We start from the raw sequence: 12319 nt of genomic DNA, 5'->3' as shown, positions 1-12319 counted from the left end.
CGCCGAGGCCCGTCTGAAGATCGCCACCTGGATCGCCGACTTCTACAACACCACCCGGCGGCACAGCGCCAACGAGGGCTTGCCGCCCATCACATTCGAACGTCACATGATCGAGAAGAGACAAGCCTCATCGGCCCTGCTGAGGACCGCTGTGGCATAGAACCGTCTCCACGCTTTGAGGGGATTGACATGGACGACCTCATCCGGCAAGGCCACATCGACACCGCGACCGAGGTCATCTACGAGGCCGAATCGCACGCCTTCGGCGGCGCCGACGCCATGACGTGCGCCCATGACCTGTTCCACCTCGACAGCCGGCACTTGCTCGCCTACCTCGCCCGCCAGCCTGACGTGAAGCACCGCCGCGAACTGTCGATCCTGCTGTGCACCACCTTGCTGCGCTCAGCAGGGCTGGACTGGTACGAGCAGGGCGACGTGTGGGCGCGGGTAGCCGACCACCGCGAACTCCCCGACCCTCTCTCCCGAGAGCGGCGACAGGCGCTGGAGGTCGACCTGCGGCGGCTGATCAGCGTGGACACCCAGCCTCTGATGCGCAGCCGGGGACTCCTCACCTTCGCCGCCCAGTGGTCAGCCGCTTACGAGACAACCGGCCGTGAACTGGCTGCTCTGTCCGCCAAGGGGCTATTACGCCGCAGCCTGCGTGCCGTCCTCACCCACCACATCATCTTCGCGTGGAACCGGCTCGGCATGCCCTACGCCAGCCAGGCCGTCCTAGCCCACACCGCCAAAGACGTCGTGTTCGGATACGACCCCACAGCCACCGAGTCCGAGGACTCAAGGAGCAGAAATCATGACCCCCTCGCTGCAGCAGGCCGCGCAACGCTTCCCCCTGATCGCGCGGCCCCGCCCGGCGTGCCTGCCCCTCAGGACACGCATCGCCGAGCTACGCAACCTCAGCGATGAGGCCGCCCGCGGCACGGAGGCCGGCCATCTCACGGTCGCTGCCGAGACGCTGAACAAGTCGGCGCTGATCGCCAGCGACTGCGGCATCTCCACTCTGGCCCGTTCCCTGTGCTGGCGCCACTTCTCCGCCTACCTGCCCGCCTGGCCACTGGACGCATCCCGGGCACGCTCGGCTCTGGAGCCGCTCATCAACCTCGCCCGGCTGGTCATCCGCGAGGACGATGGCGCCCGCGGCTATCTCCTGCTGCACGACCTCTTCCACGCCGTCAGCAGCGCGGGCACAGCCGACATCGACGGCCGCCATATCGCGTTCGACGGTCTCACCCGAACCGACGCCCAGCTCCACACGGTCCGCACGTGGCTGTAGGGCGTCTTCCTGAACGAGGGCATCCGGGCGCTCATCAGCGTAGGCCAGTGGGACCAGGCGGTCGCCCACGCACAGCGATACCGCGGCGTCGGCCGAAGACTCCTGGACGGCCGGCAGGCCACCATCATCGCTCACTGCCTCGCCGGAGGCACCGACACCGCCCTGGGGCTTGTCGCAGACAGCGCACCCGAGCAACCGTGGGAACACGCGATCGCAGGGTGCCTGGACGCGCTATGCAACTGTGCGTCCGGACGCTCGCCCGGCGAAACACTCGCCGCAGTCCAACAGCGATATTTGGAGCTCGACCGGGCGCCGGGGCTGCTGGTGTTCCGAACACGCCTCGGTCTGACCATCTTCGACATGGCCGCCGATGTCGATGGTCCTTCGGCCGAAGGTTTGTTCTCCTCCCTGATCGGCAACGTCCTCGCCTCTGGGGACGGATACGCCGCTCGGGAAGTCCTCGCACACGCTGGGCACCTGGCGTTGCCCTCCGTCGCTGAGGAGGCACTGATCGCCGCCGTGCACGCTGCCGGGCTCGGGGCCGGGAGGATCCCTGACCCGGCGATGGCCGATCTCCTCGCTGCTGTGGAACGGTGCGAGAAGGCAATCGAACGGAGCCTCCCCGCATCCCGTCCGTAGCCGTTGCCCACGAGCGGACCTGAACGTCAGCTATGACCGTAATAAGACGCGCATCGCCCTCTCCCCTCATATTCGCCAGGAGACCTTGGCCCCGGTGTCCTCCTCTTGCGGGAGGTTCATGGCAGCAGCTCATCCATGTACGACGACATGTCCGCCGGCCCGATCGGCGCGTCCTCCGTCGTGGGCACGTTGGCCCACACGGTCTTCCATCCGCGAGCATCCAGGCGTACGCCCCACTGCTGCGCCAGCTGTTCGACGAGACGCAGGCCCCGTCCATGACAGTCGCCGTCGTCGGGGTTACAAGGGCGAGGAAGGGTTGTGCCTCCTTCGTCGGTCACCTCGATACGGGCGAGGCCATCGCCGAACGTGATCACGTCGGCGGTGACCAGTCCTCCGGGCCATCCCGATCGGCTGTGGACCACCGCGTTCGTCGCCAACTCGCTCGTCACGAGCTGGGCGCCGTCGACGCTCTGGTGGTGCGCGGCTGTCAGCGCGTCTCCCACGAAACGCCGGAGCAGCGGCACTGAGGAGGCCATCCCCGGCAGCACCATTTCGCCGAGGAATTCGCCATTCACCGGACCGACCGGATACGCGCGACCGGCCCGGCTGAATAGCTGTACTGTTGTTCTCGATTTACCCCGAATGTCCACTTTGTTTCCACGGCCCGACCTTTCGTCTGCGGCGCTGTGCAACCTTGCGCCCGGACACGTCGCGTCAATCGGTGCACCATGTAGACGCACAGGTAACCGCTGATTACGCAAAGTCATCATGCAGTTACACTGTTCATCCTGTCAATGCACAGTGCAGATTCAGAGTGATTCAAGCAATGAGATAGTGATGTCGATTGACGGTCTGGCACACTGCCCCCATGCCACCGCCCCACAGCCCCACCGTGAGACTCCGACGTCTCGCGCGCGAACTACGCAAAACGCGCGAAGAAAGAGGATTGACGCCCGAAGCTGCCGCCGCCCAACTCGGATGGAGCCGCAGCAAGGTCAGTCGCATCGAAACAGGCCGGACGATGGCAAGCCCCAAAGATGTCGCCTCCGTCTGTGACCTCTACGGCGTGGGGTTCGACGTCCGAGCCGGACTGATCCAACTGGCGAAGGACGTCCGGCAACGCGGCTGGTGGACGGCCTACGCCGACGTCTTCACCGGTTCCTACATCGGCCTCGAAGACGAGGCCCATTTGATCCGCCAGTGGGAGGCGCAACTCGTCCCCGGGCTCCTCCAGACGGAGGACTACGCCCGAACGGTGATCAGCACTCTCCGCCCCGGCGATGACGTCCAACGCCGGGTCATGGCCCGCATGGCGCGGCGCACCCTGCTCAGCAGACCCGACGCCCCCGAACTGTGCGCGATACTCGACGAAGCCGTCCTACGCCGCCCGGTCGGCGGCCCTCAAGTGATGTACGAGCAACTCGAAGCACTCCTGATCGCCAGCCGGCGCCCCAACGTCACGATCCACGCCCTCCCTTACGAAGCAGGGGCCCACGCCGGATTGGAGGGAGCTTTCACCTTGCTCAGCTTCGCCGAGGAGATCGACCCCGACGTGGCGTACGTGGAGGGCACGGCAGGCGACATATACGTCGAAAGCACAGAGCAGGTCGACCGCTGTAAGCTCATCTTCGAACGCATCCAAAAGGCCGCACTGCCCTCAGACGACTCCCTCCAGATGATCAACGAGATCAAGGAAGCCCTCTGCCATGGTTGATCTTTCGCAGGCTATCTGGGTCAAAAGCAGCCGCAGCGGCGGCGGAAACAACTGCGTCGAAGTAGCCCGCAACCTCCCCGGCATCATCGCCGTCCGAGACAGCAAGAATCCCCACGGCCCAGCACTGGTGTTCACCCAATCCGAGTGGGCAGCCTTCCTGGCAGGAGCAAAAGACGGAGAGTTCGACCTAGCCTAGCTTCGGGGCATCACAGCGATAACCCCGATCCTGCGTGCATGCATCGCCACACCCACCCACCTTGTCGAACTCGTGGGCGAAAATGATCGCACGTCTTCAAACCGTAGATTTTGGCTCAGGCACACGGGTAATCATCACTAGTAGGTATTTGATCCGACCATTCGGGTCGACATTGACTACCTCTGCGATGCGATTTTGCACAGCGAATTTATAGGACTTATCTAGTTCAAATGGGCGGATCGTCAAACTCGCACCTTTCCAACGGTTAGATCTCATCTCCGTAAAGGCTACGCCTTTGAACGTGGTAACCCATCCACGCTGCTCAAGCTGTTCACGTGCGGCACTTACCCCCTCTTCAAAGGAAGATGCCTCAACATCCATTATAAGGATATCGTCAACCTGAACGGTGTCTCCGTATAGGGGATCCTCAGTAGTTTGCGCCGCAACGCGCCCGATACTGCGCACTTCATCAACTGCTCCCGCTTCAGCCCTGATTGTCTTGTGAGGCCATAGCCCGCATCCAGTTGCCAGAACTAAGATGTTTACAACAATAATTGCAGTCTTAACAACCGCGCCTGCCAAAGTGCGCCTACCAGCCATCATGATCCTTTCCCCGTCGCGCGACCAACGCAGCCGCATTTTTTTCTACATCCACTCACTGTCGATACAGCGTGCACTATCCGCCCCCTCGGAGATCTTCGCAATAAACTTCAATTACCAAAAGCCCAGAACTCGTAGGCCGCCAGCGCTGCCCACCCGTCCTTGTTACTCATTGCCGCTAGACGCCGTTCTGCTTCCGCTCCGTTCGTCGTCGAGGGACGAGAGGTGCCTTTGTAGATCCAATCTTGGAACTTGGTCACAGTCCATCGGTTGTTGCTTGCATTGCGAGTCACCCCCGAACATCCACAATATGCGACTGCGGTCTCCGCCCAAGTCATGTGTCGCCATGTACCATTCGGATTCTGCACCTGGACATTATCATGCAAGAATCTCATGTACATCGCAGCGGCGCCAAAAGGATCCCTAATGATCATCTTTAGAGCTTCCTTCTCGCTGATATTTTTTTTGAAGAAGTATTTGTGTGCGAGTTGCACTTTATAAGGCTCGAGCTGCGGCAGTCCGAATGAGCCGTTCATCCCCTTGACCAGCAGAGTGATTACTGTCATTCCCTTATTATGCTTATAATATGCCTGTGTTTCCTCTCGCTGCAGTTCGTAGATAAATACCGCAGTCAGGTAGACCTTATCCACCTTATAATAGTCCGCAGCCCTTTTGATTTTATCCTTGTAGCGAATAAGCTGCTTGTAGTAGCCATAATACGACGAGCTGGACGCTCCCGCCGCACCACCTCCAGTTGGCGAGACGCCGAGCAGTTCTTCCTCCGTGATCCCAGGGTTGAGCCAGTTCACCCATGAAGCGATAATCGTAAATTCCGCACGTTCGTCGGCACTCATGTTCCAGAAGCCGTCCGGAGCTGTCATCCCGTTCGGCATCACACCGATCCGTCTTGCTTCTTCATCACTAAAACTAGGCAAATTCGGCAGAACGTAATTTTCGAAATACCACTCAGGGTCTGCTTCGGCAAGGGAGCCAGCGGCACCACAGTTGCCGTAGGTGTCGCAGGCGATGCCTGCGCCGCCTATTTCACTTCGGCCGCAGCTGCCGATGCATTGTCCGCCGCCTGAACCGCTGGCCGAGCCGTCGCCGATAACGATGCCGTGCTGGGCGTACACGTCGATCGCCGATTGGTAACCGATGCCTGGCGTGTACACCGAGCTTCCGGGGCCGGCGATGGAGCCGACAGTGGTGGCGTGGCCGCTGGGGTCAGTGCCGGTGAGTGGTGAGGCGTTGGCGTAGGTGTAGCGGTTGGTCTGGACGGAGGGACTGGGGTTGAGGGTGGCGGTGTCGCGGCTGGTGAAGGTGCCGGTGCCGGGCTGGTACCAGCGGGCGTGCATGTTGACCTTGCCGGTGTCCGGGTCGGCGTACTCGCCCTGGTAGCCGAGTTGCACCTTGCCGCCGGTCTGGGCGGTGACCGTGCCGAAGGGGTCGTAGGCGACGGAACTTTGCAGGCTGGTGGTGAAGGTGGCCACCACATCACCGTGCAGATCACTCAACGCTGCGACGGCCGCGCTGGCGCCCTCCTTGAGCCCGAGCAGTGAACCGCCTGGGTCGCGGGAGTACTTGGCTTGGGCAGCGCCGCCGCTGTCGGTGATGGCGGCAAGGTCGTTGCCGAGTCCTGCGTAGGAGAAGGTCTGCGTGGCGGTGCCGCGGATGCGGCTGGTAACGCGGTTGAGGGCGTCGTAGCTGTAGAGGTTGTCGCCGTCGGCGATCAGGCGGTCGAAGGCATCGAAGGTGTAGTTCGTCGTCGCACCCGCCTTGGTGCTGGTGGCCAGGGTGCCTCGCGCCGTGTACGTGTAATCCGTGCCGTCGCCGCTGATCAGCCGGTTGCGCTCGTCATAGGTGAACGTTGCGTTTCCGGCCTTGGTGCGGTTGCCGGAGGCGTCCCACTCATATGCGGTCACCGCACCGCCCGGGGCGGTCCAGGACGTAAGCCGACCAGCATGGTCGTAAGTGTAGGTGTTGGTGCCTGCTCCGGCGGTGCCTGTGGTGGTTTTGGCTGTGAGGTTGTCGTCGTTGTCCCAGCCGTAGGTGATCTTGGCGAGCTGGGTGCCGGAGCCGTTCTTCAACGTCTGGCCTGTGACCCGATTCATGTCGTCGTAGTCGATGGTCTGGGTGCTGGCTTGGCCGCTGGTGGCGGTGACGGTCTTCAGGCGGCTGGCTGGGTCGTAGCCGTAGGTGAGGGTGCGGCTGGTGACCGGGTCCGTGGCCGTCTTCAGGCGGTTGGCGTTGTCGTAGGTGAAGGTGGCTGCTCCGGCGGCGTCGATCCGCTGGGTGGCGTTGCCGAGTTCGTCGTAGGTGTAGGTGGTCTCCTGCGTGGCGCCTCGCGAGACTGCCAGCGGCAGGCCGCGGTCGTTGTAGTCGATCGTGAGGTCACCGGCGGCAGTGAGGTTGCCGGCCAGGTCGTAGCCGAAGGTCCGTTCGGCATCGGCGGCACCACCGCCGGTGCCAGTCTCCTTGGTGAGACGGCCGAGGTGGTCGAAGATGCGGTCGATACGCACGCTGCCTGGCTGGATGGTGGTTGTCTGGTTGCCTGCGGCGTCATACAGATGAGTCCAGGTGCGGTCGGCCGCGTCCGGGTGGGCGGAGGTGGCCGGTTCGGTCACCGTTTCTACCAAGCCAAGGCTGTTGTAGCTGGTCCAGGTGGCGTTGCCGCGACCGTCCGTGATCCGCGTACGGGCTCCTGCGGCGTCGTAGCCGAAGCGTGTCGTCAGTGACTCGTTCGCTGACACCGGCTCGACAAGCGACGTGAGCCGGTTCAGCGCGTCGAACGTCCGCCGGGTGATGTGCCCCTCGGGAGAGGTCGAGCTGACCTGGTTGCCGGCAGCGTCGTAACCGATTCCGTAGGTGCGCAGCACCGTGCCGTCACCGTTCAGGTCCTTGACCGTGGTCTTGCGTCCGGCCAGATCGTATTGAGCCGTGGTTGCGTTCTCGTTTCCGTCGGTGGTGCTGACCAGGCGTCCGGCCAGGTCGTAATCCATGGTGGTTTCGGTCGCCGGATTGGTGATCGAAGTGGTCTCACCCGCCGCGTTATGGGAAAAGGTGGTGACCTTGTTCCCCGGGGCTGTCTGCTTGATCAGCCGTCCAGCGTCGTCGTACTCCATGGTGGTGGTGTGAACGGCGGAGGTGGGTTTGCGCTCGATCTGCGTGGCGGTGATCCGCCGGCCGAGAGCGTCGTAGGTGGCTCGGGTGCGGGCGCCGCTCGGGTCCACGCTGGCCAACACCTCGCCGGCCATGTTGTACTCCGTCACCCATGTTCCTGCGGTCTGACCTTCGGGGGCGGGGTCGGTGGCCTGGACCTGCCTGCCGAGTTGGTCGTAGTCGAAGGAGGTGACGTAGCCGCGCGGGTCGGTGGTGCTCGTACGCTGCCCGGCCGCGTCGTAGACATGCCGCACGATCGAAGGGATCGCGCTCCCACCCGGCGGCGTGTACGCGGGCGCGCTGACGCTGGTCAGCCGGCCGGCCTTGTCGAAGGTGCGGACGAAGGCGCGTCCTTCGGGGTCGCGCTGGTGCGTGGTGTTGCCCACTGCGTCGTAGCCGGCCAGAGTCGACGGGCGCGCCGGGGCGGCGGCGCCGTTCTTGTCCACCTGCACCTGCGGCGCCTTGGTCTCCACGAGCCGGTCGAGGACGTCATAGCGCAGGCTGGTTGTGTAGGCGGCAGGGTCCGCACCGTCGTCGTTGCCACGTGGGTCGGTGGTGGCGACGGCCAGGCCACGATCGTCGTAATCGGTGGTCGAGACGATGTCCTGGGCACCGTTCTCGATGGTTTGCCTGGTTTGCTGATTCAGCTTGTTGTAGGCGTAGCTGATGGTCTCGCTGCGGCCAGTTCCGGCTGCGGTTCGGGTGATCTTGTCGACATTACTGTTGGCGTCATAGGCGAACTCGGTGACGCGCTCCAGGCCGCCCGGGTCCAGAATCCGGGTCTTGAGCCGGCTGGCCTCGTCGTACTCGAAGAGGGTTATGGTGATGCCGTTGCCGGTCATCTGCTCGACCATGTTGCCGGCCGGGTCGTATTCCTCAGCCGCGACCACCACGTCCCGGGGCGAGGGCGAGCCGTTCAGCGTGGCGTCGTCGGCGATCTGTTCCTTGAGCCGGTTGTCCCGCCAATACACGTTGGTCGTTTTGCGGCCCATCACATCCTTACTGGACGTCAACCGCCCGCCCGGGTCGTAGCCTCGGGTCTCCAGCACCACGTCCTGAGCCGTCTGCGGGTCGACCGGGCTACCGGTCCACCCCTTGAGCGTGCGCGTGGTCAGCTCACCACGCTTGCTGTAAGCCCGCTCGATCACGGTGCCGCGCGGGTCCGTCGTCCGGATCACTTGACCCAGGTGGTTCCACTCCTGTTGGGTGACACCGCCCTCCGGGTCCGTGACGGAGTCTTGGTGACCATGCCCGTCATAGGTCAGGGTGGTGGTGCGCTCAGGCTCGCCACCGGTCAGGTCAGCGACCGTCTGCGTCAGTGGATTGCCGTCAGCATCGTAGGTGGTACGCGTCTGCGCGGTGTGTGTGACGTTGCTGAGCTCGTTCTTCGCCCCAGGAGCGGTGTTGGAGATCACACGGCCACGGCCGTCGTAGGTGAACGTGGTCTTCGCCCCGTCCGGGAACGCCTCGGAGATCCTCGTGCTCGCCGTCATCCGGCCCAACGCGTCGTAGTCCAGCTTGACGACCAGGCCCTCGGGGTTGATCTGTTCGGCCAGATCGCCTGTGGCTGTGTAGCGGTATTGCCAACTGTTGCCACGCGCGTCGGTCTTGCTCTTGACCAGGCCGGCCGGGGTGGTGCCTCCTCCGACTGCCGCCTCGCTGCCGTCGGTGTAGGCAGCCGTTGTGGAACGGCCCTCCGGGAACTCCTCCGTGGCCGGACTGGTCTGCTTGGTCTGCTCTCCGAAGCTGTTGTACTCGCTCGTCGTGGCGAAAGTGTTGTCGTTGTCGCTCGCCGAGCGGCCGTCCCGGTAGGCCGTCACCTGGTCATTGCGGGGGTCGAACGGGTCGTCCGGGTCGAGGTGGTAGGACCAGAATTCGATCGCGCACTCGCCCTGCGCCCGGCAGTACTGCCGGCCCAGCGTGTTGCCGCGCTCGTCCTGGTAGATCTCGTAGGCGATGTCGTTGCGGTCGATCACCTTGGTGAGAAAGCCCGCCTGGTCGTATTCGTGCCAGGTCGTGAAGTCGAGCTGGTCGGTTTCACCGCGGATACGGTAGCCGCGCCAAGCGTCATACAGGTAGACGAGTTCTTCGTCGTCCGGATCGGTCACGGTTACCTGCGCCTCGCCGGATTCCTGCTCGGTGGCGATGGCGCCGATCTTCCATGTGCCGCCATTGCGGTCGACGTGCGTGGCGATCCTGTCGCTCTTGTCGTCGTAGGTGTTGGTGGCCCAGAGCCGGCCGGAGGGGAGCGTGACCTTGGTGAGCTTGTGCGTCGTACCGGTGCGAGCGGCGTAGTGGCCCTGCACTTCGGCAGCGGTCAGCGGCTTGCCATACAGTGCAACCTCGTCCAACTGTCCCCGGAACGGGAATGCCTGCGCAGTCGCGGGCACGGCCGGGGACTTCGCCGGGTCGGCGACGCCGTTGCCGATCGTGGCGTACGTCCGCCAGTCGGTCACCGTTCCGGTCATGGTGCCGACCTGCTGACCGTCCAGAAACAGCGTCTGTTCCTGCCCGGCCACGGTCAACGCCACGTGGTGCCACTGATCATCGTTCACCGCAGTTGTCGAGGTGATCGGGGTCATCACCGCGTCCAGCGAGCCACGCAGCTTGCCATCGGTGCCCACGTAGAGCATCGCGCCGCGGGCCAGGCCACTACCGTTCTGTCCAGTGCCCGCGGCCATGATCACACCGGACTGGGAGGTCTTGAACCAAGCTTCCACCGAAAGCTGATCACCCAGGTGCGGGATCGTGTTGGAGGGCAAGCTCACCACCGACCCCGCCGCGAAGGTGGCCGAAGTATCGCTCGTGCCGGCCAGCGCACCGGGCTGTGCCAGTGTGACGCCCTCATAGGTAAGATCCCCCGCGCCGCTGCCCAGATCCTCCCCTCTCGTCCCGGACGCCTCACCGAGCCGCCAGTAGCCGAACGGGTCGGAGTTCAGCACACTGCTGCGATACAGCGACCCGCTTCCGTACTCGTACGTGGTGCAGTTCGGCGCTGCCACCGGTGCGCAGACCTGCGTCAACCGGCCCGCGTCATAGCCATATGTCCAGGTCAACGCCTGGTCGTCCACCGGGTCGCTGGAGATCGAGGCCACCTGGTCGCCCTGCCAGGTGAACGTCACTGACCGGCCGCCCACGCCAGTGAGCTTGGCCAGCTTGCCACCGCTGTCGTAGGTCAGTTCCTGGCCGCGGCCGCGTTGATCCGTTATCGACGTCAACTTTCCCGCCGTGTCGAAACGGTAGCTGGTAGACGTCTTATCCATCAGCCGCCACGTTCCGCCGCTTTCCTCAGCGAGCGTCGCGTACATGCCGGGCGGCGGCTGGAATGTCCCGTCCCCGTTGGCGCGGTACCGCACCTGCCGACCGTCTGGGTAGGTCACCAACGCCGACGTCGAATCGCCGCGCACCTCCTTGACGACCTTCATGTCCCAGCGCGTCGACCAGCCCGCACCGAACATCCCATCCGTACGCGGATCCATGCTGTTGTAGGTGCGTACTACCGACAGCGGCGGTCCCACCGTCGCCACCACCAGATCCGTGGATGTGGTGGTGTAGTTGCCCGTCTGCTGGTTGAACTCCCGCCCAGCGATGCCATTGCTTGCCAACGACGAGGCCACCACCGGCTGCCGGACACCGGTCACGAACGTCAACACCGGCGACGTCGTTGTCAAGAAATTGGAGGAATCCCGGACCGTGACCGTCCACCAGTACTGCTTGCCCCAGGACAGCTTGCCTGACGGAACGCTCCAACGGTTGCCGTTGCCCGGCACATAGCCGGACGTCGTACACCCCGAACCAGACATCGACTCGACATCACACAGTTTGAACGAATACGAAAGCGCGGCGAGACCGCTGCTGCTCTGTCCCCACGCACGCAACGACGGCGTCAGCGAATCAAGCAGGTACCCCTGCTTGGGATACACATCCACCAGGGTCGGCACGATCATCGCCGACGCCCGATCCGCCGCCTCAACCCTCGCCACCCCAGGAGGAAGACCGTCCTTCTCCGATTCGTCCGCTGACGAATCGATGGTCCGGTCCTCCAACGGCACCGCGCCCTCCGGCGTCTTGACCTCGGAACGCCAACCCGCCGTAGCCTCCGTGGCAGCCGGCACCTTGACGGCAGGCAGCAGCGACGGCAATCCCGCTGCCGACCCAGTCATCTGTTGCGGCACCACCGATAAGGAGTCGCCACCGTCAACCGCACGGACCACGGGGGCAGCCACGGCCGGTGACGCCTGTAACACCAACAGCCCGGGTGCCAGAGCTGCCAGCGCGATCACTATTCCGGCAGAACGAGGCCATGACAGAACCGGGCGCATGCGCCACCACACTCCGAACCACAACGAGGGACACCGACAAGGCACCAACCGTCGCCCTTCGCCGCGGGGAAACCCACGTTCGCCCGCGCGGCTCGGAGCTGATCACTTCCTGACGATCAACGTAAGAAATCCCCACCATCCCGACAAGACACTCGATCATCACAAATCAGAAAACAGCCCCATTGGGTACGTGACACTCCGTTACCGGGACACGTAGCGCCACTAAGCGTGGACGAAACAGCACTATTGATGCGAGCACGCGGGCTGGTGCGCTTGGAGCTCGAGCGATCCCGCGCCATCGATCATCGAAGTGCACCGCAGTGACCTGCGATAACCTCAAGCCCGTCCTTTCCGAGAAATACAGACGCGAACTGCTCAGGCCTCCGGAGGAAGGAACG

At 63.8% G+C, this 12319-nt stretch carries 8 protein-coding genes; 5 read left to right on the top strand and 3 right to left on the bottom strand.

Annotation, left to right across the window (positions count from 1 at the left end):
* Positions 1-189: 189 nt before the first annotated feature.
* The 3 genes from GUY59_RS01315 to GUY59_RS01305 all read left to right on the top strand — a co-directional run bounded on the left by GUY59_RS01315 (position 190) and on the right by GUY59_RS01305 (position 1930).
* Entirely contained in the window at positions 190-924 is a 735-nt protein-coding gene (locus tag GUY59_RS01315) for a thiopeptide-type bacteriocin biosynthesis protein (protein ID WP_161714331.1), read from the top strand.
* Positions 812-1291: a hypothetical protein gene (locus tag GUY59_RS01310; RefSeq protein WP_138198596.1), complete on the top strand. Its 480-nt coding sequence runs from the start codon at positions 812-814 to the stop codon at positions 1289-1291. The genes GUY59_RS01315 and GUY59_RS01310 overlap by 113 nt, the downstream gene beginning before the upstream one ends.
* 294 nt (positions 1292-1585) lie before the next feature.
* Positions 1586-1930, top strand: a complete 345-nt coding sequence (locus tag GUY59_RS01305) for a hypothetical protein (RefSeq protein ID WP_138198595.1) — start codon at positions 1586-1588, stop codon at positions 1928-1930.
* Positions 1931-2046: 116 nt separating this feature from the next.
* On the opposite strand, the gene GUY59_RS01300 is transcribed toward GUY59_RS01305, so the two are convergent.
* Positions 2047-2580: an ATP-binding protein gene (locus tag GUY59_RS01300; protein ID WP_161714330.1), complete on the bottom strand. Its 534-nt coding sequence runs from the start codon at positions 2578-2580 to the stop codon at positions 2047-2049.
* A gap of 242 nt (positions 2581-2822) precedes the next feature.
* On the opposite strand from GUY59_RS01300, the gene GUY59_RS01295 reads away from it, so the two are divergent.
* Entirely contained in the window at positions 2823-3644 is an 822-nt protein-coding gene (locus GUY59_RS01295) for a helix-turn-helix domain-containing protein (RefSeq protein ID WP_252374789.1), read from the top strand.
* The gene (locus GUY59_RS01290; RefSeq protein ID WP_138198592.1) at positions 3637-3840 is read left to right on the top strand and encodes a DUF397 domain-containing protein; all 204 of its coding nucleotides are present in this window, start codon (positions 3637-3639) and stop codon (positions 3838-3840) included. Before GUY59_RS01295 ends, GUY59_RS01290 begins: the two co-directional genes overlap by 8 nt.
* A 96-nt stretch (positions 3841-3936) precedes the next feature.
* Here the strand turns inward: GUY59_RS01290 and GUY59_RS01285 are convergent, their stop codons facing one another.
* Positions 3937-4479, bottom strand: a complete 543-nt coding sequence (locus GUY59_RS01285; protein WP_138198591.1) for a hypothetical protein — start codon at positions 4477-4479, stop codon at positions 3937-3939.
* Positions 4480-4550: 71 nt separating this feature from the next.
* Positions 4551-11882 (bottom strand): LamG-like jellyroll fold domain-containing protein, encoded by a 7332-nt coding sequence (locus tag GUY59_RS01280; RefSeq protein ID WP_161714329.1) that lies wholly within the window; start codon positions 11880-11882, stop codon positions 4551-4553.
* Between the last annotated feature and the right edge of the window lie 437 nt (positions 11883-12319).

Source organism: Nonomuraea sp. K271 (assembly GCF_009908215.1).
Taxonomy (GTDB): Bacteria; Actinomycetota; Actinomycetes; order Streptosporangiales; family Streptosporangiaceae; genus Nonomuraea; species Nonomuraea longispora.
Note: the sequence above shows the minus strand (reverse complement) of the source record. Positions and strands in the feature narration are given on the sequence as shown.